General features: G+C 38.9%; 22 protein-coding genes and 1 tRNA gene. 5 read left to right on the top strand and 18 right to left on the bottom strand.

Translation table 11 applies throughout. The features are described from left to right. The first annotated feature begins 9 nt into the window (after window positions 1-9). The 5 genes from ACAY00_RS07645 (at window position 10) to ACAY00_RS07625 (ending at window position 6,394) form a co-directional block, all read left to right on the top strand. Window positions 10-228, top strand: a complete 219-nt coding sequence (locus ACAY00_RS07645; protein WP_371372166.1) for a DUF1414 domain-containing protein — start codon at window positions 10-12, stop codon at window positions 226-228. 19 nt (window positions 229-247) lie between these two features. After that, window positions 248-1,933, top strand: coding sequence for a DUF3413 domain-containing protein (locus ACAY00_RS07640; RefSeq protein ID WP_371372164.1), 1,686 nt, complete (start codon window positions 248-250; stop codon window positions 1,931-1,933). A 105-nt stretch (window positions 1,934-2,038) separates the two neighbouring features. Continuing rightward, window positions 2,039-2,115 (top strand) — tRNA-Pro (locus ACAY00_RS07635). Window positions 2,116-2,588: 473 nt separating this feature from the next. Further along, window positions 2,589-3,119, top strand: coding sequence for an outer membrane beta-barrel protein (locus tag ACAY00_RS07630; protein ID WP_371372162.1), 531 nt, complete (start codon window positions 2,589-2,591; stop codon window positions 3,117-3,119). A 767-nt stretch (window positions 3,120-3,886) separates the two neighbouring features. Beyond that, a complete protein-coding gene (locus ACAY00_RS07625) occupies window positions 3,887-6,394 on the top strand; it encodes a hypothetical protein (protein ID WP_371379462.1) in 2,508 nt (835 codons plus the stop codon). 150 nt (window positions 6,395-6,544) lie between these two features. Here ACAY00_RS07625 and ACAY00_RS07620 read toward each other — a convergent pair whose 3' ends face one another. From ACAY00_RS07620 to ACAY00_RS07535, 18 genes are all read right to left on the bottom strand, one after another. Then, a complete protein-coding gene (locus ACAY00_RS07620; RefSeq protein ID WP_371379459.1) occupies window positions 6,545-7,612 on the bottom strand; it encodes a tetratricopeptide repeat protein in 1,068 nt (355 codons plus the stop codon). 52 nt (window positions 7,613-7,664) lie between these two features. After that, window positions 7,665-8,618 (bottom strand): type II secretion system F family protein, encoded by a 954-nt coding sequence (locus tag ACAY00_RS07615; protein ID WP_371379456.1) that lies wholly within the window; start codon window positions 8,616-8,618, stop codon window positions 7,665-7,667. 3 nt (window positions 8,619-8,621) lie between these two features. Next, the gene (locus ACAY00_RS07610) at window positions 8,622-9,587 is read right to left on the bottom strand and encodes a type II secretion system F family protein (RefSeq protein ID WP_371379453.1); all 966 of its coding nucleotides are present in this window, start codon (window positions 9,585-9,587) and stop codon (window positions 8,622-8,624) included. 8 nt (window positions 9,588-9,595) lie between these two features. Then, window positions 9,596-10,951 carry a CpaF family protein gene (locus ACAY00_RS07605; RefSeq protein ID WP_371379450.1) on the bottom strand — a complete coding sequence of 452 codons (1,356 nt, stop codon included), beginning with the start codon at window positions 10,949-10,951 and terminating at the stop codon, window positions 9,596-9,598. Continuing rightward, complete coding sequence (locus ACAY00_RS07600; protein ID WP_371379447.1) at window positions 10,952-12,193, bottom strand: CpaE family protein; 1,242 nt, start codon at window positions 12,191-12,193, stop codon at window positions 10,952-10,954. 31 nt (window positions 12,194-12,224) lie between these two features. Beyond that, complete coding sequence (locus ACAY00_RS07595) at window positions 12,225-12,701, bottom strand: TadE family protein (RefSeq protein WP_371379444.1); 477 nt, start codon at window positions 12,699-12,701, stop codon at window positions 12,225-12,227. Continuing rightward, a complete protein-coding gene (locus ACAY00_RS07590) occupies window positions 12,698-13,171 on the bottom strand; it encodes a TadE/TadG family type IV pilus assembly protein (protein ID WP_371379441.1) in 474 nt (157 codons plus the stop codon). Before ACAY00_RS07590 ends, ACAY00_RS07595 begins: the two co-directional genes overlap by 4 nt. 9 nt (window positions 13,172-13,180) lie before the next feature. Continuing rightward, window positions 13,181-14,626, bottom strand: coding sequence for a pilus assembly protein TadG-related protein (locus ACAY00_RS07585; protein WP_371379438.1), 1,446 nt, complete (start codon window positions 14,624-14,626; stop codon window positions 13,181-13,183). Between the two features lie 110 nt (window positions 14,627-14,736). Then, window positions 14,737-15,000, bottom strand: a complete 264-nt coding sequence (locus tag ACAY00_RS07580; protein ID WP_371379435.1) for a hypothetical protein — start codon at window positions 14,998-15,000, stop codon at window positions 14,737-14,739. Between the two features lies 1 nt (window position 15,001). Continuing rightward, window positions 15,002-16,489 (bottom strand): type II and III secretion system protein family protein, encoded by a 1,488-nt coding sequence (locus ACAY00_RS07575; RefSeq protein ID WP_371379432.1) that lies wholly within the window; start codon window positions 16,487-16,489, stop codon window positions 15,002-15,004. Between the two features lie 16 nt (window positions 16,490-16,505). Next, complete coding sequence (cpaB, locus tag ACAY00_RS07570; RefSeq protein WP_371379429.1) at window positions 16,506-17,324, bottom strand: Flp pilus assembly protein CpaB; 819 nt, start codon at window positions 17,322-17,324, stop codon at window positions 16,506-16,508. Window positions 17,325-17,394: 70 nt separating this feature from the next. Beyond that, window positions 17,395-18,960 (bottom strand): AAA family ATPase, encoded by a 1,566-nt coding sequence (locus ACAY00_RS07565; protein WP_371379426.1) that lies wholly within the window; start codon window positions 18,958-18,960, stop codon window positions 17,395-17,397. A gap of 133 nt (window positions 18,961-19,093) precedes the next feature. Then, window positions 19,094-19,654 carry a prepilin peptidase gene (locus ACAY00_RS07560; protein WP_371379423.1) on the bottom strand — a complete coding sequence of 187 codons (561 nt, stop codon included), beginning with the start codon at window positions 19,652-19,654 and terminating at the stop codon, window positions 19,094-19,096. Between the two features lie 15 nt (window positions 19,655-19,669). Then, on the bottom strand, window positions 19,670-19,879 hold the full coding sequence (locus ACAY00_RS07555; RefSeq protein WP_371379421.1) for a Flp family type IVb pilin: 210 nt from the start codon (window positions 19,877-19,879) through the stop codon (window positions 19,670-19,672). A 380-nt stretch (window positions 19,880-20,259) separates the two neighbouring features. Next, entirely contained in the window at window positions 20,260-20,460 is a 201-nt protein-coding gene (locus ACAY00_RS07550; protein ID WP_371379418.1) for a Flp family type IVb pilin, read from the bottom strand. Between the two features lie 355 nt (window positions 20,461-20,815). After that, window positions 20,816-21,034, bottom strand: coding sequence for a Flp family type IVb pilin (locus tag ACAY00_RS07545; protein ID WP_371379415.1), 219 nt, complete (start codon window positions 21,032-21,034; stop codon window positions 20,816-20,818). 168 nt (window positions 21,035-21,202) lie between these two features. Next, the gene (locus tag ACAY00_RS07540) at window positions 21,203-22,831 is read right to left on the bottom strand and encodes a L,D-transpeptidase family protein (protein WP_371379412.1); all 1,629 of its coding nucleotides are present in this window, start codon (window positions 22,829-22,831) and stop codon (window positions 21,203-21,205) included. 196 nt (window positions 22,832-23,027) lie between these two features. Beyond that, window positions 23,028-23,885, bottom strand: a complete 858-nt coding sequence (locus tag ACAY00_RS07535) for a helix-turn-helix transcriptional regulator (RefSeq protein ID WP_371379409.1) — start codon at window positions 23,883-23,885, stop codon at window positions 23,028-23,030. Between the last annotated feature and the right edge of the window lie 104 nt (window positions 23,886-23,989).

The following is a 23,989-nucleotide window of genomic DNA, read 5'->3' as shown; positions in this document are numbered from 1 at the left end:
GTAAATCTTATGCCTATTGTCTCAAAATACTCCAACGAACGCGTTGAAAAAATTGTTCAAAACCTTATCGACGTTTTAGTTGACGAAGAAGCTTCTACGGATCTTGCCCTAATGTGCTTGGGAAATACCATTTCCACTATTATAAATAATCAAGTACCAGAAAGCCAAAGAGAAAATATCAGTAAAAACTTTTCTGCGGCACTTGCAAAATCAATAAAAACAAAATAAAGATAACGCGATTACAATTATGGTAAATAAAGACAATACGACGTACAGCAAGCGTTTATTACAATTAATAAGTTGGGGCCATTGGTTCACTTTTTTTAATATTTTTGCCGCCATTATAATCGCGATAATTTTTCTCAATGCCGAGGGTATACCAGACGACTTGATTGGTAAATTCTATATGTTTACCAATTGGTTTAGCCATATGGCATTTCTAACTTTTATCTTATTTGTATTAACGGTATTTCCGCTGACCTTAATTTACCCTAAAACTCGTTTTATTCGGGGGGCGGCTTCCCTTATATTCACCTTGTTGCTTACCCTACTAATGCTTGATGGTTTTACCTATTACCATCTGGGTTACCATTTAAATTGGGCCTCAAGTAGCCAGATTTTTAGTTTGCTGTATGAAAAAATGCAGGTCAACAAGCTCGCTTTCGCAGGTCATATCGTATTAACCCTTTTAACCCTATTGGTGTTTGAATTAGTTGCCAGTAACTATGCTTGGAAGCATTTAAGAAGCTTACAGCAATTACTGTGGCCAAAGATCTTCGTTGGCGTTTTGGTGTCATCATTTTTTATCAGTCATCTAATTCACGTTTGGGCCGATGCCAATTTACAGTATTCGGTTTTACGACAAGACCGAGTGTTGCCGTTTTCTTATCCATCAACGGCAAAAACATTATTAACAAAGTATGGCTTATTTGATCAGCAAGACTATGCTCAGCGTCGTAACTTATCGATAAAATTGGAACAAAAAGCCCCACAATATCCCGATAATGGTGCCCAATGCGCAATCACCAATAATGTTCAGGGTTCGGTATTTATTGTTCTCAACGACGATACGTTAACCGAAAAACAAGTTAAGCAGTTTAAACTTAGCTCATCAATCCCTGCTTCCCAATTGTATAACCATATGGACAGTGCCTTAGACCATGATGCATGGTTTAACCTTTTATTCAGTCTGCCAAGCATTTACCAACAAGATATTTTGGCTCAAAATAAAAAACCAATGCTGTTTCAAGCGATGAGTCAACAAGATTTAACCACCAGTTTGACCGTGTTTTCTGAAAATAAAACAATGGGGATTGAGAGTGGTTTATCGTCTTTGTTTGAAAACAGTGAACAATTTAACGATATCGACAAGTTCCTTTCTGCATCTGCGTTAAACGGCTTTAAACAAGGGGTGCATATATTCTATTTTTCGGACATGTCAGAGTATAAATACGATTTATTTGTAAATGCCCTATTGCTGGCTCAAAAATCTAAGCAACAAAAAGACATCATTTGGCTTGGCTCTTTGGGCAATAAAAGCTTTGAGCAAAGCTTTTCGCCTAAACCCTCACTGCTTATTTGGCCGAATAAAAAAGCTCGAGAAATTACCCGTTTGTCGTCACCAATGGATATCCAACCAACGTTGATGCGTTATTGGTTGCAATGTAGAACGTCCTATAAGGAATACAGCAACGGCAAAAACTTATATCGATTAAAAAATGATCGCGTAATTGGTAACACCAGTAACGATGGTTTAATGATATTTAAAAAAGACAAAACCATTTTTATTGACCGTCAAGGTAACTTTGAAAGTTACTCTACACAGTTAAACACGCTTATATCAGAAAGTTACAACTTTCCAATGATGATAGATGGGATCAATAGTTTGAACCAGTTTTCGGTTTATCATCAACAAAAACAAGCGGTCAAATAAGCTAAAAAGACTATAAATTAAGCAGTTAAACAATAACTTGGATTTATTGATTGCAATCATTGAGTTTTTCATTAACATACAAAATTGTTGTCAAACAACATTTGTCGGGGTGTAGCGCAGTCTGGTAGCGCGTGCGTCTGGGGGACGTGAGGTCGCAGGTTCAAGTCCTGCCATCCCGACCATATTTTAGAGCCTGTTTTTACAGGCTTTTTTTATTTCCGCCATCTCTGAATCTACGACCCAAATTCATTCCATCGCACATATATCGCACCGCCCTGTCCGACTTAGAATTAACAACAGGGATTGAGCATAAGCAATAAAGAAAAATCCCCATGATAATGGGGCTAAATATTATTTTTTCCCATTGTTTTTTCTTTATAAAAATATATTACCTTTGTATCTTGGATGATCGCCCTGTATCAAATTTTTAAGATAGCAACATTGCGTGCTTGAAAACTGCCCTAAACGAGACTTATCAACTACGCTATTAACAGTACCTACTTGAAATTAATCCCAAATGCAGCGAAATACTAGTGGGACACGCATAGACTGGAAATCGATTTTAGAAAGTAATGGGCCTGTTATAACTGTCCTTGTATGTACAAATATACTTTGGGGTAACATTTATCCTTCTATGATCAACTAGGAGTAAATAATGAAACAATCGAAACTTATTGGCACAATTTTGTTGACATTGGGCATAACAGGTAATGCCGTTGCACAGAATGATTTTTATGCGGGTGCGAGCATCGGGCAAGCTACCATCGATGCGTGTAGCGGTCTCACCAGTTGCGACGATGAGGACACAGGCTGGAAGATCTTCGGCGGTTGGGAGTTCAATTCTAATCTCGCCTTTGAGGCCGCTTGGGTGGATTTTGGTGAGATCGATGGTTCCATAGACGGTTTCAAAGTCAGTGCCGAAGTAGACGGGTTTTCACTCGCTGCAAAGGGCATACTACCGCTCAATGAGCAGTTTGACCTGTTCGGCAAGTTTGGCGTGATCGCGTGGGATGTCGAAGGGGGTGGCGTAGCTTCCGGAATTGATGATGATGGCACAGACCTTTTGTATGGCCTCGGCGCTGAATACAAGTTCACTGATCAGTTCAGCATTGTCGCTGAGTGGGAGTGGTATGATATCGACGAAGACGTTGATCTGTTTTCTATCGGTGTACTGTTCAGGTTTTAACTGAACGAAACAATCAATCTCAAATAGGCCATTGTACAACCTCGCGACTCGGCACAACGGGATGGATCGCAGATGAACACTCGCCTCAGTTGGGCAGGAAGTTGAACGCAACCAACTCGAGCTTCGATACGTAGTAGGTTATTAAAAAACGAAAAAGGGCAGCCTTTGTGTCGCCGTACTTGGTCTTATAAATGATAATTTTGGAAGAATTGAATATTGGGGACGTAAGGTCGTAGGTTCAAGTCCTGCCATCCCGACCATATTTTTTAGCCTATTTTTTCTAGGCTACTTTGTTAAAAACAAATTATCATAACGCTATCAATAAATTAAACCAATCTCGTAATCTTTAGCTAAAATCACCTTTCAACAAGCCATAAAAACTAGGTTGTTTTTTGAATTTTTTAAAACAATTTTGTTTAGCCACTGCTATACTTGAGGCGCAGTAAGTACAATGAATTAACATTTGTCGAGGAGCTTTATTATGTCAGGCAATCTTGCATCATCTGACTATCTAAGTGACCAGCCAGAAGGTCTCGCCAATGATGTTTTACTTCAAATGCAAACACACATTGCTCAATTAAAAATACTGAGCATATTCCCGTCGGTCATTAAAGACAATTCTCATTATTCAACAAAGCGTCAAAGCAGGCGAAAGCGGCTCTGAAGCAACCTCTCTTTTAACAAAAAAAATAAATTGCCACCAAGGATCTCTGTATCTTCGATATATGAGACTTTCTCATTTAACCTAAAAAAATAAGGGTTTTACAATGAAGAGTATTAACAAGCAATTTAACAGCTCGAATCCGCTGTTTTATGGATTCGTATATACCATCTTTCTATTGTTTTTTTTTAGCGCATCTACACAAGCTGGCAAACCAACGCCAATTGATGTGCAATCTAAAATAACTATTTTTGACTCCCAACAATGTGTAAGGGAGCGCTCTACTTTAAGCAGTTTAACCTGTACCGCCAATGATGTTCGATTAGCCGACATTACATTGGGTTCAGGGGCTTCTGGAGAATGTACTGCGGGTGAAGATGTTACTCAAAATTTAAATTTCAGAGTCATTTCAACTGCTAATATTCGCTATAACTGGTCGTTTTATACTACGTTAGATAGCACAGCTACGCCCTTAGAAGGGCCAGGTAATGTGTGTTCTATTTGGGTCGGTGAAATTATTGGCGATGGTGCTAATTCTCAATCTGTTAATGGTGATGTCTGTACCGATGTTACTAAATCACAACCTGCTGAATTTATCGACCAAGCGTTAACCTTTAAATGTCAAGATACCGATGGTGATGGTTTTGTAGACCTACCCTATTGTGCGACTTGGAGTCAAAGTGATGATGACCTATGTACTACAGATAATATTGGAGATATAGACCCTAATTCACTGCCTGTACCTGGCTCTCCTTCAAAATGTAATTGTGAAGATATTGCAATTCCCGTTCTCGTAAAACCAGCAGCGCCAACGTTGGTTAAAGCACCTTTACAGGTATCTCGAACGGAAGCTCAAATTTATGCTGGTACTGATACCTTTGAATTTGATCTAAAAATCACTAACCCTAACGAAAGTGCTCCCATAATAATCACTGAAATAACCGATATATTTGATCTTCAACCCTATGTTATTCCTACTAACATAAACACCACACCCAATCTAATAGTAAACGAAGACGAAGTGTATTTAGTTAGTGCAACCGATAGCTCTGGTGGTACTTGTTTATCTAATGGTCCTATCACAATTGCTGGCGGGGAACATTATATCTGCAAAGTTACTTTTCGTTGGAAAAGCTTAGACCTTTATGACACTGATGGAAACTTTGATAATGGTGTTAAAGAAGATAAAGTGAACAGTTTTAAAGTTAAGTGGAAAAGTACAAATCAAGTTTCTGAAATCGAAGAAACGGGTCCATCTAACAACGCCATTGCCAGTATTACAGATGTGGCACCAATACTTACTTTATCAAAATCTGTAAGTCCAACATCTATCAATGAAACTGGTGAACCCAGCTTTGATCTGGTTACCTATACCCTGACTTTTGGTAATGACAGTGGTTGGGATACCATCAATATAAGCGATGAAAATCTAGCTGATGTATTACTGCAAAATGGACTCGCCCCCCAAAATATAGATTTGAGCCAATGTGATATTTCGAATTTAATTGTTGGTGAAGCGAATAAAGTGGACTGCGTATACTCTGTTAATCTTGCTTCAGTTTACCCCTCTTTAAATGCCGGTGATATTTACAAGAATACCGCTACCGCCACGCCAACCGATGAAGAAGGTAGTAATGGTGCGCAAAAAACAGCGATGGCAACGGTGGATGTAAACAATGTATCGCCAATGGTTACCTTGAAAAAATATGTTCGAGCGGGTCAATCGTTGAGTACTAATGTTGCAGATTATAATGATGTTTCAACCTTGGTAGGTGAATTCGAATTAAACGATTTAACCAACGCGCCTAAAGTTACTTACTTGTTTGTGGTAACCAACAATAGCTTCGAGCCTTTTACGATTGTTGATTTTATCGATTTCGCAGATGATAATGGCCAAGGCTTTAGCACCACTCCTCCATCTTCCAATTATGATGTAAACATCGCAGACACAACACCGTTATATAACTCGTGTAATGGACTTGATGGGTCAATTCTAAATACCAGTGTACCAACGTTTGATCCAATAAATCCGGATGCTAATAAAGTGCATTGTTTAATCACCTTTAAAGTGAAAGGTGATGATGACGAAAGTGTTGATAACACGGCTTGGGTCTTGGTTGATGATGGCGATAGTCCACAAGCGCTTCAGGATTTTGATACTGATGCTGCCATGGTAGACTTCACTCCAAAACCAATTAGTTTTAATCTTGGCATTGGTTTAAGCGCCATTATCGAAATAGAAGTCACTGCCGATGAGAATAACGTTGAAGCGACTGAATTTAATCCATTTGAAGATATTGTCGTGTTAGCTATCCCACAAGGTAGCACGATACCGACAGAGGTTTCCCTTCTTACAACGGACTTTAATAAATTTACTATTTCTAATATAGATTGCTCAGATCAAACGCAAGTCTTAATACCAAGTGACAATCCTGTCGAAGCATCTTACTCTTGTCGTTTTCAAGCATCTGCTAATAACGCTTCTTTGTTAGACACGGCGGTAGAAGTCATTGATAACTCATTAACCATCAAGGCAAGGGATAATGATGGTGGTACTCCAGAAAGGTTGTCGTCAACAATAACCGTGAAAAAATCAGCTAGTATGAGTAACTAGGTTAAACACGGATATTTAAAATTTACTACGAATTTAGTGTCACTTCTAAAATTCAGAAGTGGCACTTTTTTATCAAAGACATCAAATATAAGTTTTTGTTGAAAGTTATCACTTTTGAGCAAATACCTTGCGTAAAAATGTGCTTTCTTATCATCTTTGTGCATTGTTTTCTGCTAGGGGGAGTATCTTATCTGCCGAACCTTGTGGCTCAATTGTCCCGGCATTGTTGCCTTGTTGTTGCAAAAATTTCTCACGTTTTTTTAACTTTACTTGTTCTAAGTTTGCATATGCTTTACTGAAGTAGCGAGGTGATGAATCAATAGCAGATTGAAAAAAATATTCTGCTTGTTCAAGGCGCCCTTCAAGCATAAGAAAATACCCTATATCATTGTATGCCTCATATTCATGCATCACCTGTTTAAGCGTCGTTAAAGCGCGATCGTACAGCCCCTTGCGGGCGTAAACTAAGCCCAAATTACTCCAGGCCTTTGTGTAATCATTATCAAGATTAATGGCATCACGAAAATAGCGTTCAGCTGCTGTCAATTCACCCGTTAGGTAAAAAGAATAACCGAGGTTAGCCATTATTATGGCTGTTTGTTGTTTGGTTAGCGCTAATTTGTAATAAATCCGAGCTAACATAAAGTTACGGTGCATATCTTCGATGACGCCTGATGCGTTATATGAATCAACCGGGGACTCATCATCAAGGGTATGGTAACCAAACTGTCTTTTTGTCCCTAAGGTTCGTAACCTTTTTTGATCCAACAATATCGCTTTTTGAAGGTGCTCTTGCGCCTTTGAGTATTGGCGCCTTTCCATTTCTATTATGCCCAAATGTTGATGCGCTAAGAGCAAACCTGGATCAGAACTTAACGCTTCTTTATATGCCTTAGCAGCAATATCATCGCGCCCATCAAGGTCATGAATTCTACCAATGCGTAATAAAATTTCGGCATCATTGGGTTTCTGCTCTAAGCAATGAATATAGTAAAACAAGGCTTTATCCATTTCCTGACTTGTTTCTGCTTTTCTAGCTAAGGTAAGTGCTTTGTCATATGTTAGATTTTCAGCTATCGAACTGATCCCCTGCCCAGCTAATAAATCTTGTCTATTGAGTGCATTCTTGGTCGATTTTTTTGAATCAGTCGTTTGACATCCTAATAAAATACATGCCATCAACAAAAGCAGTAGCTTCGAAGTTATTCTTGTTGTCATTCGCTCGCCTATTTTTATTTAACTTTAAGGTTTTATTAGCAGCTTCATAGGTTTATTTAAAAACCGCCAATACTTTTAATATAGCTGGTCCAACGGCGACAATAAAGAAAGAGGGCCAAATGCAAACCATCATTGGAAATATCATTTTAACACCCACTTTTGCAGCCATTTCTTCTGCTTGTTGCAACCTCTTATCTCGGTATTCATCTGCATAAACTCGTAAAGTTTTAGCAATACCCGTGCCTAAACGAAGACTTTGCACAATAACTGAATTTAAACCTCGGATGTCCTCTAAACCGGTGCGTTCAGAAAATTCATGTAATGCTTGTTGCATGCTAAACCCCATTCTTACTTTACTGCAGACAAGACTTATTTCTTCAGATAAGTCGGGATGAACAAACGCCATTTCCTTACTTACACGTTGCAATGATTCTAATAAACCTAAACCCGATTCACAGCAAACCACGAGTAAGTCAAGGGCATCAGGGAAAGCTCGGCGTAAGGTTGCCATTCGCTTATTCGCTAAATAGGTGATAACCATCCCAGGAAGTAAATAACAAATACCACAAATTAGAGCGACTAGATAAAATGTGACGAAGGTAGATAAAGTGGGAAATAAGTAAGAAACAGCTGCGGCTAAAATAAGGCCAATTAATAATAATAATAGTTTTAGCGCATTATACAGCTTCAATGCATTTTCTGAGTGAAAGCCGGCATGAATAAGCAAACGCCGAGTCTTTTTATCCCCTGAAAATTGTTTGTCCAGAAACGATAGATTTTCTAAAGAATGTTCTAATGATGAACGTTTGCCGGTATCTTGTTGATCAACGGCTTGATTTTGGAGCTTTTGCAACTTAATACGTACCGGTGAGTACAAACCCGAATATACAAACCCTAATGCCACAGCAAGGGTAACACCCGCCAACAGCGCACCTATATATACCACCCAACGGGTTGTCATAGGATCATCGGTAAGACTTGTAATTAAACTGAAAATAAAATCCATAATTTATAGCTCAATATTTATTAATTTATTAATCCAGACGATGCCAACGACCATAGCGACACCCCCCCACTTTAATAAGTCAATGCCTTGTTCTGACTCGAATAAAGTGCTGACATAGCCTGGAGAAGAAAAGTATAAAATAGCAAATAGAACAAACGGTGTTAGAACCAATACCCAGGCAGACAGTCGCCCTTCAGCGGATAAGGTTTTTACTCTACGCTTAAACTTAAAACGTTGCCTAATAACCTTGGATAAACCATCAATTTTTTCCGCTAAATTCCCCCCTGTTTCTTTCTGTATACTGACAGCACTCACAAATGCCATAGCGGAAGTAGTGGGAACTCGGTTGACGAACGTCATTAATGCGGTTTTAACATCTGCGCCAAAATTTATTTGTTTAAACAGCACGTTAAATTCATCACTCAAAGGGCCATAGGTCTCATCAACGACCAATTTAATTGCTTCAGAAAAAGCATACCCTGCTTGCAGGCCGCGTTTGAGCACATCTAACGACTCTGGAAATTGCATTTCAATTTGTTCTAACCGATTATTTACTGCTCGTTTTAATCGAAGCCAAAAGAACACAATAACAATTAGGGCCCAAACGATAATAAAGACAAGATCAAAAGTGTAGAACCAAACGATTGGTATTGACACAATAAGTGTGGCAAGCAGTAATAATAGGTATTGATGACCAAACATCTTAGAGCCTGACATTTCCAGATTGCAGGTCAAATTTTCTATAAATTCAATTTTCTCAAGTCGAGCAAATATTGGTGAAAGTTTTTTTACCCGAGCATTCAGAAGTAAATTGACATGCATTCCTTCTTCGCCAGCTAACTCTCTAAGTTGTTTTTTCAACTCTTTGGTTTTTGCGCGCTGCGGGTTATAAATAGACACAAAAAGCGTTTGTGTCAAAAACAACACGGCAGCAAAGACTAAAAGCAAAAATATAAGCTGATTACTCATTAAACCTCCTAAAAACTTAATAGATCGTCATTAAGTCCAAAAATGGTATTGGGTAAATGGATACCTTTAGCTCTAAAATCTTTTACAAAATTAGGTACCACCCCACTACTGGTAAATTGCCCTAAGATATTACCTTGTTCATCTTTTCCGTGTCGTTTAAAGCTAAATATTTCAGACATGGTAATAACTTCTCCTTCCATGCCATTGATCTCCTGTACACTGGTAATTCGTCGCTTACCATCTTCATTTCGTTGCAGTTGAATAACAACGTCAATAGCCGAGGCGATTTGTGCTCTGATGTTCTTTATTGGCATATCAAAACCGGCCATACAAATCATATTTTCTAAACGACCTAGTGCATCCCTTGGGGTGTTTGCATGCAATGTCGTTAGAGATCCTTCGTGCCCTGTATTCATTGCCGCGAGCATATCAACGGCTTCGGCACCACGAACTTCTCCTATGACAATTCTATCGGGGCGCATCCTTAAGGTATTTCTGACCAAGTCTCTTTGAGTGACTTCTCCAACCCCCTCAATGTTGGCTATTCGTGTTTCAAGGCGTACCGTGTGTGGTTGTTGTAATTGTAATTCAGCCGAATCTTCTATGGTAATAATGCGCTCATCCTCAGGAATATAACCAGACAGAATATTTAACAAAGTGGTTTTGCCACTACCGGTACCGCCAGAGATAAGCACGTTAAGTTTTCCCATTACAACAGCCTCTATAAGCTGACCTATTTCAGGGCTCATAGAACCGTAGTCAATGAGTTGCTGTGCTGTGAGTTTATCAACCGTAAAGCGACGAATAGACATACTGGGCCCGTCTAGAGCTAAAGGCGGAATAATGGCATTCACGCGGGAACCATCTTGTAATCTGGCATCGACCATTGGCGATGATTCATCAATTCTTCGACCTACACTCGATACGATGCGATCAATAATATTAAGTAGGTGAGCATCGTCATAAAACTTAACAGGCACTCTTTCCAATTTGCCAAACCGTTCAACGTAAATATTGTCGTGACTATTAATTAAAATATCTGAAATACTGCTATCAGCTAACAAAGACTCCAAGGGACCAAGTCCCAATATTTCATCAAAGATTAACGCTATAATTTTTTGTCGAGTAGCGAGGTTTATTGGTTGATGAGTGTCATTGAGTAAATGATTGGCGACTTCGCTTATTTGCTCTTTCGCCTGACTTTCGTTCATGTTCTCCAATACGGATAAGTCAATCATTTGTAAAATCTTGGCAAATGTAGCCTGTTTTATCTCTAACTCTTCATTACTTAAAGCGAGATAGGGATGGTCGACTTCATCGACGGCGGAAACGGATGTGTTCTGGGTTTGTGAAGATAATTGCATTTAAAGCCGTCCTTTTAATTTAGCCCAAAAACCGGTTTTGACTTCTGACTTTATAAGGTGGGGAGCAACCACTGCAACGATGCGATTAAGATCGTTTTCTAGTTGCTTTGTGCCTTGTATTTCCTGCAAGGATTTACCTAAGTCGGTACATGCCGTTGCTAATTCATAATCATTATTGACCTTAATTATTCGTTCAACTTTAAGGGTTTTAGCGATATCATCTAGTGCAATTGAGCTGTGTTTAGTGGAAAAACGATTAACAACGATGTGGATACGAGCAATGTCTATGCCCATATTGTAAGTCAACTGTTCAATTAAGTGCTTGGCTTCTCGTATGCTGGCTATATTTTGTTGAACAACAATTAATATGATTTCTGATTGTTCAATTACGGGGATAGAAAAGTGGTCTAAACCTTGAGACAGGTCGGCCATCACCAATTTAAAATGATCCCGCATTTTATTCATTAATGCCGTAAACTTTACCTGCTTATCACGATCATTTGCAGACAAAAGCGAATAGGAACGTACCGGCATAAGGCTTAAGTTGTCACGACGACACATGATATTGATCATTGCACTTGCATCGAGTTTTTCTACATCATCTAAAGCGTCGTTGAGAAAATATGAAGGAGTAAAGTTTAAGCTTTCAGCCAGAGTGCCATGTTGTAAATCCATATCAACTAAGGCAACGGTTTCCTCAGTCTTTTTACAGAGCACCTGTGCTAATGCACATGCAATGAAGCTGGCGCCAGCTCCTCCCTTACCGTTTAAAATTGATACCAAAGGACATAACCGGCTAGGTAAATCAAGTTGTTCTACCGCTTTTTTAATGGAAGGAAGAAGGTCTACTTCTGCCGATTTTAACGAAACTAAGTCAGATAAATTTAGGTGAAGAGAGCGTCTTAATAACTGTTGCGGTAAGTTATCTCCAACTAAAATAAGCTTGGACTTTTCATTATTCACCTGTTTTAAATCTTGTGCTGTTTGTTGTTCATTTCCACAATAAACAACAATAACTACATGGGCTAACTCTTCTTTTTGTTCCATTTTATTTTTTATAATCAGTGACAAGCGATTAATAGGTGTTAATAAGGCTTTCATTTGTTTATTCACCTTTTCATCCTCGCACACTAGAAGAGCTTGCACAGAAAAAGGAAAAGTAACATTAGGCTCAATATCTTTATAGATTGGCTCATGATGTTCTTTGGTAACCGCATTCAAGTTAAACAATTTGGACTTCATACTGCACTCCTAATAATTGCTATTAACGAACTTAGCAACTTGTGTAGTCATAGCGACTGACTCCTAAACTTTCACGTGGAATAGTGGTTGAAAAATCAGGTGAATTCAGGGTTATCGAAAAGCCCGGTAACAAAAAATTATGCTGATAATTCTGGATCGTTACTCGAACTAAGCGCACATCACTAAAGTGAGTGGCTTGGGAACCGTTAAGTGTTAGATAACTCACCGCCACATTGTTGGCACTAAAATTAGGTAATAAGCTTTGCTGTTCGAATGATGCGATACCGGCTATGCCTGTACTTGCGCCAATGGTTTGTCCATCAAGCCCAGGATCGGTTAAAATGTTACACACTGCAGCTAATCTGGCTCCACGGCGTGAAACCTCGGTTAGCACGCTCCAGGTATACATTAATCGGGAAACTTCGAGTACGGCAAACAGAACTAAAAAAAAGATACTGCCTACAACGGCAAATTCAACAGTGTAAACACCTTGTACAGACCGGTTCATGCGCCTAAAGCCCTCATGGTATAGTTAACCGTTAATGGAAAACCTAAATTTGTCGAGTCATTAGTTATAAAATGAGGTAATGAGGTAAATATCATCGGTTGCCAATGATAACTGACACTGATAGTGACAAAATTACCCGTAGTCGATAAGGTGATGGTCGTAATATTGTCTGCAGATAGACCAGGAAGAAGCTCTTGTGATGCACTGGTATCTCCATGGATGAACAAGGCGAGTACTTCGTCACGAGCTAATGATAAGTCAACTGTTGAGGTAGTCCCATTAACCGCATGAACACTCATATATCTCGCGGCATCACGAGCAAATTTATTTAGTGCATTATATTGATATAGCATTCGAGAAAATTCTGCGACCGAAAAAATTATGAGCAGTAAAAAAGGCAACATTAAAGTTAACTCAACAACAGCCAAACCTGATATTCTTTTACGGTAAATCAACGTTTTTCTCTTCATGACTTATACCTAAGAATCAGTCGAACCGGGAACTCGGTAAAGCACTATTGTATAGGGCCCAATGCCATCTTCTGCTATACCTGAGGGAAGCCCAAGAGCACCACATTCTTTAAGAAATTCTCCAACGACGTATGATTCTTGTCCTCCCGATTGCACACTTTGGGTTAAAAAGAAGCAACCTGAACCTAAATAAGGAATGCTTGATGAGCCATTGGTTTGGTTGGTGCAGTCACCAACAACAACTGAAAGTACCCGACGTCCATCTGCGACGTTTACCCTAGTTTCTTCAGTCGTGCCATCAGTATGTATAGGTACTGTGCAGCTCGCTGATAGGCTTTCGTCGTAAGAGTCCCGTATGTAGTGATAATATCGGTAAGCGTTATTGGTATCAGTATCAATTGTAAAATAGTTTTGATCTTGTTCGTTTGTATGCTCGCTGATGGTCATCACTTGACCCTCGCAAGTATTTTTATCACTCGGAAAATCAGCATCATTGACTGGACCATTGTATTTACCAAAGCGAGTATTTAAACCTTGAGAGAGCGGGCCTACGGTATTGCCGGGCTCTGTTGGTATCCCCTCCCCTGGCGTTGATGTAGCTGGATCAGGTGGTGCAAAACAAGTTGGCACATTACTGTTTGAAGCACCTGCCATCGCATCACGGATGTCGGCGCCGCCTTGAGCATCATTGAGACGAATTAATTGAAAATTTCCAGGCCCAATAGACTCAGTACCCGCTCCAGCTTTCATAACATATAAACCACCTCCCGTTGGTGGTGAAGACTCATTATTAATTGGAAGCCCAAAAAAATCACCATCGTTATGGTTAAAATCATTGGGTTCTGGGGCACATACCAGCATTGGCACAAGATCATAATAGCACTCAATTAATCTGGTACTTGGACCTGCTTGTGCGGTTGCTGAAACCTGCTTATTAAAACTCATCACTTGAGCTAAAAAATTGCTTAACGAAACATTACTCACCCTAATTCGAACGTATTCTCCATTTGTACTCGGTGTCGAATTATCTATTTCAGGGGTCTGATAAAAATCTACCCAAATTTGGCTGGTTAATTGAGCGATACCATAGTCGGTGATATTAGTTGTGATCGCGCTACGAAGCTCATGATTATCTGGGTGATTAAGATTTGCATCTATCATTTCGATAGCAGCTTGTCGAGCATCTGAACGACTTACACCAAGATCTAACTCTTTAGCAGCATGAAGTGCAGCGGCATCGACAATATTTTGCAAGCGAGTTTTATGCAACAACATATGATTACCATCAAGAGCAAGGGCAGCCAATGCAATCAAAGCAAATAGAGCTATGGTGAATACCACTAAAATATTACCTGTTTGACGCTGGTAATGACCGCAATGACTCAAATCAATCACTTCGATATCTGGCATAATTTTTTCTGACTGTTGTTGGCAAAACTTCATGTCTGTGTTCATCTGTTATATCGCCACGTTGGGTTTGTTTTCATTGCATCAGCAATAAAAATCCTTTTGAGTCCTAAACCTATGTTAAGGTAAATATCGCTAACTTTACTTTCTTAAAATCATCAATTATCTATGCCTGTCGTTGCCTCTTGCAGATCGCTGTCAGCTGACTTAACATAGTTTTTTATCACTTGTTCTCCGTAGCTTCCGTTAAGTCCGGTTACTATGCCTTCATTTGTTTGAGATGACGTAGCATCGAGTATTTGGTGATGCTTAATATTAACGATGCTATCGGTAATTGGGTAAGGGTCGTTACTTGAGCAAGCACTCAACAAATAAATACTTACCGCCAATAGCACACCATTAGTTTGTCGTTCGGATAACATACTAGTTTCCTTCATTATTGGTTAATTGATGACCATAAACTTGTTTTGTTCCACCGCTGTCTGGCAACATAACGGTATTTCTGTTCTCTATTTGGTTTAGTGAATCTTGAGTTTTAGGGGGGTGCCTTGGTGTCATTTGACCTAGTAAATAAAAGCTTAAATCATCGACGGGGACAAAATTATCGGTTGGTAACACAATATTTTGTTTATTAAATGGTCTAACTAATCTAGGCGTGACCAGAATAACCAATTCAGTTTGCCCTTTGACAAACTCTTGACTCCGGAACAACTGCCCTAGAATTGGAATATCACCCAAGCCGGGTATTTTATCGACACTTTCACGCAAGTTATCACTGATCAACCCACCAATTGCAATGGTTTGTCCATCGCCGAGTTCTACCGTTGTTGAAGTGGTTCGTTTTAAAATAGAAGGTACCACAAAGGCAGAACCTGAGCCTTCAGGTCTTATCGTTACCGCATTGGCGTTACTTAATTCGCTTACAAATACATTTAAATTAAGATTAATTTTTCCACTATCTAAAATGGTTGGTAAAAAATTAACACCTACGCCAAAATCACGATACTCAACGCCTGTATTATCACGACCAGGTACTGGCACGGGCACTTCGCCACCGGATAAAAATTGTGCCTGCTGGCCACTTAATGCGGTGATGTTAGGTTCTGCTAAAATTTTTGCTAAACCATGCTGTTTAGCAACATCAAAAGCAAAGTTAAGCAACATTTCGCCATCGAGGTAACTACCAAAAAAACCCCTTGAAATTGCAGGACTAACACCTAAAGCATCAAATACATCGCCTCCCGATATAATCCCTGCTTGACCATCGGTGCCGTCAAAAATCATCGAAAACTTAGAGTCTAAACGTCTTGCTACTTCTGTTTGTACCTCTGCCACAGTGACTTCCAACATGACTTGTTGTCCACCTCCCACAGTGAGCATGTTAAGTACTTTACTGTACTGTGAATTTGCACTGGCAGCTTGCGCGTAGGCGCTTGCAAGTTCAACCGCCATATTCATTTTAGCTAAGGAAGAGGCTTGACCACTTAAGATTAATTGTCCTTGAGAGCTTTCAATGCCAATGTTTTCTTGCGGTAAATAGTGATATAAACGCTCACGTAAGCCGTTTAAATCATGCGACACTTCTAGGTTTATAACATCAAGGACTTGGTCATTTTTATCCCATAGCATCACATTGGTATGTCCAAGAGACTTTCCAACAATATATAATTCACTTGCTCGGATAATTAAAATATCAGCAATACTTGCATTACCAACCGATACCCGATGAATACCTTTGCCTATTTTTAGGGTTTTTGATTTATATATGGGGACTTTTACCGTACCTTTTTTCTCCATTGTTGGTCCACCAGCATAGGTGTTGCCCGCCCAAAGCAAGCTAATACTGAAAAAACCGAGGAGAACGATATTAAGCATATCCCTGACCATTTTAGTTATTTTTGCTGTTTTCATAGCGAATCCTTGTTTATTAAATAGAGACCGAGATAGTTTCTTTTACCACACCACGAATGACTTCAACTTTACGATTTATTGGTTGCGCTTTCTTCTTTGTGATCTTTTCTTTTATGTCCATATCAACATTTTTCGTGGGTAAGACTTTCGGTTGGGCAGCGTACATTTTCAGATCTTCTTGATTCGTTTTTTTATTATTAGGATTACGTAAAGCAAGTTGTAATGCCCCCTTTCGGGTTGCACTGAGTAAAGTTTCCGCTTGGGGTAAACTGACTTCAACCGTCACTGCACGTACTATCTGGGGCTTGCCTTCATCGGTGGAGGCGCGTTGATCAACAGCAAGGATTTTAATGTTTGATAACACCACTTCCGTCGATGGACCTCCCTTACTTTGAAACGTGGTGAGAATATCGACATGATTTCCGGGTAATATAAAACCTGATACGCCAATGACGTCATTTACGCGAATGGATACTGCACGCATATTTTCCCCGATCAAACTCGCTAAAGTACTGCCCTCACCTTTTTTTGATACGCGTTGGCTATGCAGTAAATCGCCAGGAAATAAGCGTTGTTTAGCCACCATTCCTTTTGCGTCTTCTAAGCTGGTGATTGCCCCTTGAGGAACCATTTCTTCAGGAACAGATACTAAGGCTATATTTTTGGTATTTATGATTGTTCCTGTACCAATGGGGGTGGTGACTTTTACCACTTGAACAAAGCCTTTTTGTACATTGACTGCTCGATTTTCATCGAGCCAACTTTTGGCGATATAGACAGCCCCTAAGCCAAAAGCTGCTGACAGTAAAATAAAAAGTAAAACATTTTTATTCATGATATTTCCTTCGCTATGTGCTGATTTAATGGCCATTCACTTTTAAATGAGTTCATTTTGTCTGCCGTATTTATGTTTCTGATACAAAGTAACTGTGCCAAGCATAGTTGAGTAATTCTTTGGTGATGGTTAATTCAATTTGATTAAATTTAATTTGATCACTGATAATTGATTGCAAGTCACGTGGATAGCAGGGTAAGAAATGACGCTGATGCCTTTCGTGTAAGTCTGTTACTAAATAGGTAAATATCTCATCACTGCACTCTAATCGTTGTTGCTGACATTGCTGAAACCACAAAATTCGGTACTGCTTTTCAGTTAATGGTTCAAATTCAATTTTATAGCCAATACGACGCAAAAACGCTTCGTCTACCAAATCACTCGGTGCTAAGTTGGTCGAGAACAATAAAATAAGTTCAAACGGTAATTCAAAGTGCAGTCCAGCTTGTAGGGTTAAAAAGTCACGAGACTCTTCTAGTGGAATAATCCAACGGTTAAACAGTGCTTTAGGAGATATGTTTTGCCTACCTAAGTCATCGAGTAGCAAAATCCCATTATTAGCTTTTAGCTGCAATGGTGCTGTATACAATTTGCTGTTGTTATCAAATCGTACATCTAACATATCCAAAGTTAACTCTCCGCCAGTTACCACCAAAGGTCGTTTACACAATAACCACCTAGGATCGTGGTGAGCATCAAGCATTAATGTATTCGTCTGTTCGATAGGCAGTACTTGATGAATTTCTGGATCAAATACTTGAATAATGTCGTTATTAACTTCAATGGCGTAAGGAATAAGTACAGCATCCCCAAAAACCAGATTAAGGTGACGACAGAAATAGCTTTTTCCCGTTCCTGCATGACCATAAATAAGAATAGGTTTTTTTGAGTTGAGCGAGGGACCAATGTGATTGATTAATTCTTCTGAAAAGGTTTGCTTGGTAAACGCTTGTTGTAATGAGTCCCTAGTAACGACTCGTTGGCGACTGCTTTGTTTTTTGCATATATCGTTATATTGACCAATCGGCACGGGCGCAGGACCAAGGTATCCGCTACGTTGAAAAGCCTTTTGCGCTTCGGCTCTGCCCAGATGACTGAGCACATAACGCATTTGTTGATTTTGTTTTTCATTGCCTTTATCAAACTCACTCGCCGCTTTTTTTGATGTATGGGCATTGTAATTCTCTACCCAAGCTTTACGTTTACATAAATCTAGCAACTCCTGAACAATACTTGGAGAAATACATAATAGCTTAGCTAATTCTATTAAGGTTAAGACACTATTAAACTGAATATGTTTAACCAGCAATTCTAATAATACGTGTTGTTTTAATCCCAAAGAAGATATCTTGGTTGGGTAAGGGGCAAGCTTGGAATGTTTTATTGTGGCTAAGCCTGGGCTTGAATTATGGTCAATATCATGTGTCTCTGTTGAGCTCAATTTTTGATTTTCTTGGGAAGAAAAGGCACTAGAGTTATGCGAACCCTGACTGTTTACGTCTTTTGAAGTATGTTTTAATTGTTCTTTTGTTGGCTGATATTCAGTGTCCTCAGCATCTTGTCGACACTGAGTTGATTCTTTTTTATTCTCTTTATCATTAATTTTTAATGACGTATTTTTAAATAAATTCATCATGGTTATTTTATTATCTTCTTATCAGAAGTTTATTAGTCGCCGTTGGATATCAGAGCCTTTAATGCGCTAGGATCTATCCTTAATGTGTATCGCTATGTAAAAATGGTACGGATTAAAGTTACTGACTAAAGTCCTAGGCAATAAACGCCTTAAAAGCTTGAGTGACCCCTGAATCATTAGCACATGCCCACAGCCAGCCTAAAAACAATGCAGGGGCATAAGGAACTTTCAAAGATGCGGCTTCACCCTGCTCGGCTTTAAAATAGGTTTTTGTTATAAGGCATTGCCAGTAACGGGTTAGTGTTAGCATAATGCCTTTAAACCCCACTTGGTAAATAACAAATAATAGAGTTGTTACTCCCCCAAAAATGACGGCATACAAGAGTGTTGAAAATAACATATTTTGCGCGACCAGCATCGGCCCTACGGCCATCATAAGTTTAATATCTCCAGCCCCAAGAGCCCTTAAGTAAAATAAAGGGAATAAAATAACAAAAGGTAGTAACACTCCGAGCAAAATATTCATTAAACCAGGTAGTTGAAACAACAATAATTGTAAAAGACACCCTACGATAAACACCCTTAAGCATAAGACATTAGAGATGCGCTGAACTTTTAAATCATTAAAAGTGGCGATAACGAATGCAATCGCAACCACCAGTAAGACTAAAAGTATTTTTATATCAGCGCTCAAAACCTGACCTAATGACTATTTACAGTTTGTAGAGGAAGCTGCATCACTAGCCCCATCAGCAGCTACACATAGGTTGTCAATGGTACCCTCGACAGCGTCTCCTAACTGGCTGAAAGCTGTTACCACAGCAACCGATACTAATGCACCCGCGATAGCGTATTCCACGGCGGTTAAACCGTTTTCATCTTCAATAAAGTCAGAAAATAATTTTTTTAAATCTTTCATCAAGTTAATACTCCCAAAAGCTAATTTTTTATTGGCACTAATTTAATAATAATGCTTTGACGTACAGAGATAGAGATATGGCATTGCATATCCTCAATGAGGGATAATATTAGTGAGCTTACTTTTAATGTGGTATCACACAGTTGCTAAAATATGTCACCAACTTGCGAAATTAAGAGAGTCTAAATACTGATATTGATTTTATCGGGTTTGTTTCAATCGATTGGAATAAGTCTATAAAGCTATAATAGGTTTGTGTTATGAGTGCTTCGAATTCGCGCTGACTTTAAAAAGTCCCTAAACGAGGCGATAAACATGACGACGTTACTCTCGCCAACTAAAAGTATAAAGACTTTTATATCAGCGCTTAAAGGCTTTAGTTAGCTACACGATGCAGTTGCATCACTGCCCGATGCTGCGGTACAAAGCTCGTTAACAGTACCTTTTACAGCGGTACCCAACTGGGTGAAAGCCGTTACCACAGCAACCGAAACTAATGCGCCAGCAATGGCGTACTCCACTGCGGTCAGACCGCTTTCATCTTCAATAAATTCTGAAAATAATTTTTTTAAGTCTTTCATTATTTAATACTCCGAAAAGTTGATTTTTTAATAGGCATTACTTTAATTAATAATGCTCATACAGAGGACGCGCATCGCTTATCCCCAACGAGGGGTAATGATAGTCAGCTTAAACTTTAAGTGGTATCACACAGTTGCTATTTTATGTCTCTAACTTGCGATATTACGGGGAATCACTGCTCAATTACTTGCAATGGGGAAGTTGTTTTTGAATATGACTTAAGCTTATATTTGTTTGTTTTCAAAATATTGAAAAAGTGCGCTGACACTTTGAGTTCTGCTTTTAAGTTTTGTAATGTGGCGATTACGAAAGTAATCGCCACTACCAATAAGAATTAAAGAATGCTTATTAAAATTATGTGCTTGAGGTACAGCCTGTAGTTGGCGTTGCCGCACTGGAACCTGATGCAGCTGTGCAAAGTTTGTTAACAGTACCTTCTACAGCAGTTCCTAACTGGGTGAAAGCCGTTACCACAGCGACCGATACTAATGCGCCAGCAATGGCGTATTCCACCGCAGTCAATCCGCTTTCATCTTCAATAAATTCTGAAAATAGTTTTTTTAAGTTTTGCATTAATTTAATACTCCGAGAAGTTGATTATTTTTAATAGGCATTACTTTAAATAATAATGCTCACGCACAGAGGTATGGCATTGCATATCCCCAATGACGGATAATAGTAGTGAGCTTGTATTTTATGTGGTATCACACAGTTGCTAATTTATGTTACCAACTTGCGACATTAGGGCTGGCTAAATGCAAGAGTTGTATTCGCAGATTCAGTTGCACTTGTTTGGGCTAAACCATCAAATCCATAAACATCGGGTAATTGATGCAACACACCTTGTTCGTCTACCCAAACGGTATAATACGCTAGGAAGGTAGGAATAGAATTATTTAATGCAAGAGTTTGGGTTTGTTTGCTGTTAAGGGCGGATGTCTCAAACTTGCTCTTATCGTTTTTGTTAATATTTTGGCTGGCCCCAGTTTGCCAGATATAATGCATTTGCTCTCTTTGAACACGACTTTTGTTTAATAAGTAGCGGGCAAGTAAATCAGCATCCTCTAAGCGCACACAGCCATGGCTCAATGCTCTATAAGGCTTGTTAAATAAAGATTTGACTGGAGTATCATGTAAAAAGATGGACTGGTTGTTAATAAGATTAAATCGGTATCGACCTAAGGCATTATACTGCCCAGGTTGTTGCACTAACCTATAATCTTTTAAAAGCTGTAAAAGAGGTAAGTTTGGTTTATTTAAGCCTACCTTTATATTAGAACCCGGCGAATTAGCAATTAATTGAAAACCTCTATCGTGCAAACTTATGTAATTATGTAAATATTCTGGCCATAAGTCGCTTTGAATGATGTTTCGTGTTGGCGTCCAACTCGGATTTAACGTGATACTATTAATTTTACTGATCATAAATGGGGTTGGGCGAGCTTGTTTACCAACAATGACTTTCATTTCTAGGCGTTCTTCACCTTCCTCGAAAACCCAGAGTTTAAATTGCGGAATATTTACAAATATGTAGTGGTCAGGTAATTGCTTAGGTAATAAAAACCAACGACTTAAATTCTTTTGTAAGCGAGCAACGATTTTTTTTACTGGGGTGTTCAAGACAATAAGAGTTTCTTCATCTAAATGGCCATTAATTTTTAGCCCGTGTCGTGATTGAAAGCGCTTTATGCCATTAATTAAATGGGTATCTAATATTGACTGTCGATATGCACTCAAATGTTTTTGTTTCTGGTCAAATGAATGCCGCGGTAAATCACCATGACGCTGTAATAATTCACGAATAAGCTTTATTTTGGGGTGCCTTTGCCCCAGTTTAGGGCTGAAATCGAGTTCAACCTTAGGCCACGGGTGATATAAAAAACCTTGGTAATGCTTAATAGCATGTCGAAGACGTGTAACTTGGTCGTATGGTGGAAGCATACGAGTTATTAATGATGCTAGTCGCTTTTGTTTCACTGCCAATTCAAACTCTTGCTCAAACGAGACCATATCAACCATATTATTTTCTTGACTAACGGGATAGTAATTATTCATTTTAAGGGGTTGAAAAAATCGTTGATTTGCATTTGAAGTGTTCTGATGAAGGTTAAGATTAGATAGGTTAAAGAGCGAAAACATCAATGTCGTCATTCGACGATCAAATTCCCTCGGTTGCTGTTTTGCTAATTGTCGAAGTTCTCCAAGTGCTACCCAACCCAAATCCTCAACCAATTCTATTAAGCTTAGACTTGCAAGAGTATGCTCTAGGAAGTTTCCATCCTTTGACGTATGTGTTTTTGCTAACCACAAGTACTCACGCTTTGCCATTGTGATAAAGGTTTGATATTGAGACTCTGTTATACTAGCCATTGGGGCTTGGAGCGTATTTAATTGACTATTTGCCACGGCCACGGATAAAAATGAGAAAGAAAGCAGAAATAAACACAGTAACGGCATGAAATAATGAGTTTTACGTTTAAACAGTGTCAAACCTCTCAGACGTTGTTGAAGTTTTATGCCCATAGCACCTGTATTCGTTATATAAGCGTTTAATAAAGTTTTGCTCTCATATTGTGAGCGACGATTCGTTGAGTTTCTCAATAGGTTGATTTCGTAATCGTTGATAAGATTGGTATAAATCACTGACGGTTATATTTTGCTCGCCTGTTGCATAGGAATGTGGGGTGACATTAAAATGAACCTTAAAGCTTCGACAAAAATGGGAAGGACTTGAAAAACCTAATTCATAGGCAATGTCTGTGACAGAGTTGTTTTGCTCTCTTAATAACCGTTCCCCCTCTTCTAACCGGCGACATAATAAGTAATTACGGTAAGTTAAACCGCACATTTCACGAAATAAATGCGACAATCGACTAGCGCTTAAATGCACCCGTTTTCCTAGGTCTTCGAGCGAAGGGGCTTTTTTAAAGTCTTTTTCAATGACCATCAACAACATTTCAAACGGACTGCTTTGTTTTAAAGTCTGACAGTAACCTTCAGGACAATGCCCTTTGGACAAAAAGATATTGTTCTGCTCAAAGGACTCACAGTCATTGCCCATTAGGTTACAAAGTAATCTATCAATATCTAATTTCGACATTGGTAATAAAAAAGCATCGTCCACACCAAGTCGTAAACAATGATGCAGTAAAGGAATTGACAAAGAAAGGGCTCCAACAAAGAAGCAACTGCGCACGAAACGTGCTTTTAATGCTTCAAGTATGTGCATATAAGCTTTGCTCGAGTTTTCACAAACATAAAAAATACCGACAGGATCTGTCGTTATTTCAAGCGCATCATCAACTGAGGTTGCCGTTATATTTAAGCCCGATACGGGACTTATTTTCTGTTGACAATCCTTAGCAAGCTCAATATCTGAAGATACGATGCAAATCTGTTGGGTTAATGGCAATATTGATGTCAAACTCCTGTTTTCCTTTTGACTGAATTAGAAATTTTTGAAAAATATTAGAAATAACTGCCGAGGTATATAACTAATAGATCAATTCGAAGCATAGTCAAGTTTGA

Origin of the sequence: Thalassotalea sp. 273M-4 (assembly GCF_041410465.1) — a bacterium.
Taxonomy (GTDB): domain Bacteria; phylum Pseudomonadota; class Gammaproteobacteria; order Enterobacterales; family Alteromonadaceae; genus Thalassotalea_A; species Thalassotalea_A aquiviva.
Note: the sequence above shows the minus strand (reverse complement) of the source record. Positions and strands in the feature narration are given on the sequence as shown.

What these genes read in the sequence shown, in the direction of transcription:
- ACAY00_RS07585 (WP_371379438.1), bottom strand. Translation starts at nt 14,626, where the DNA reads ATGAACACAGACATGAAGTTTTGCCAACAACAGTCAGAAAAAATTATG.
- ACAY00_RS07590 (WP_371379441.1), bottom strand. Translation starts at nt 13,171, where the DNA reads ATGAAGAGAAAAACGTTGATTTACCGTAAAAGAATATCAGGTTTGGCT.
- ACAY00_RS07640 (WP_371372164.1), top strand. Translation starts at nt 248, where the DNA reads ATGGTAAATAAAGACAATACGACGTACAGCAAGCGTTTATTACAATTA.
- ACAY00_RS07575 (WP_371379432.1), bottom strand. Translation starts at nt 16,489, where the DNA reads ATGAAAACAGCAAAAATAACTAAAATGGTCAGGGATATGCTTAATATC.
- ACAY00_RS07615 (WP_371379456.1), bottom strand. Translation starts at nt 8,618, where the DNA reads ATGGATTTTATTTTCAGTTTAATTACAAGTCTTACCGATGATCCTATG.
- cpaB (WP_371379429.1), bottom strand. Translation starts at nt 17,324, where the DNA reads ATGAATAAAAATGTTTTACTTTTTATTTTACTGTCAGCAGCTTTTGGC.
- ACAY00_RS07610 (WP_371379453.1), bottom strand. Translation starts at nt 9,587, where the DNA reads ATGAGTAATCAGCTTATATTTTTGCTTTTAGTCTTTGCTGCCGTGTTG.
- ACAY00_RS07545 (WP_371379415.1), bottom strand. Translation starts at nt 21,034, where the DNA reads ATGCAAAACTTAAAAAAACTATTTTCAGAATTTATTGAAGATGAAAGC.
- ACAY00_RS07550 (WP_371379418.1), bottom strand. Translation starts at nt 20,460, where the DNA reads ATGAAAGACTTAAAAAAATTATTTTCAGAATTTATTGAAGATGAAAGC.
- ACAY00_RS07620 (WP_371379459.1), bottom strand. Translation starts at nt 7,612, where the DNA reads ATGACAACAAGAATAACTTCGAAGCTACTGCTTTTGTTGATGGCATGT.
- ACAY00_RS07595 (WP_371379444.1), bottom strand. Translation starts at nt 12,701, where the DNA reads ATGAACCGGTCTGTACAAGGTGTTTACACTGTTGAATTTGCCGTTGTA.
- ACAY00_RS07625 (WP_371379462.1), top strand. Translation starts at nt 3,887, where the DNA reads ATGAAGAGTATTAACAAGCAATTTAACAGCTCGAATCCGCTGTTTTAT.
- ACAY00_RS07540 (WP_371379412.1), bottom strand. Translation starts at nt 22,831, where the DNA reads ATGGCTAGTATAACAGAGTCTCAATATCAAACCTTTATCACAATGGCA.
- ACAY00_RS07555 (WP_371379421.1), bottom strand. Translation starts at nt 19,879, where the DNA reads ATGAAAGATTTAAAAAAATTATTTTCTGACTTTATTGAAGATGAAAAC.
- ACAY00_RS07630 (WP_371372162.1), top strand. Translation starts at nt 2,589, where the DNA reads ATGAAACAATCGAAACTTATTGGCACAATTTTGTTGACATTGGGCATA.
- ACAY00_RS07605 (WP_371379450.1), bottom strand. Translation starts at nt 10,951, where the DNA reads ATGCAATTATCTTCACAAACCCAGAACACATCCGTTTCCGCCGTCGAT.
- ACAY00_RS07565 (WP_371379426.1), bottom strand. Translation starts at nt 18,960, where the DNA reads ATGATGAATTTATTTAAAAATACGTCATTAAAAATTAATGATAAAGAG.
- ACAY00_RS07580 (WP_371379435.1), bottom strand. Translation starts at nt 15,000, where the DNA reads ATGTTATCCGAACGACAAACTAATGGTGTGCTATTGGCGGTAAGTATT.
- ACAY00_RS07645 (WP_371372166.1), top strand. Translation starts at nt 10, where the DNA reads ATGCCTATTGTCTCAAAATACTCCAACGAACGCGTTGAAAAAATTGTT.
- ACAY00_RS07600 (WP_371379447.1), bottom strand. Translation starts at nt 12,193, where the DNA reads ATGAAGTCCAAATTGTTTAACTTGAATGCGGTTACCAAAGAACATCAT.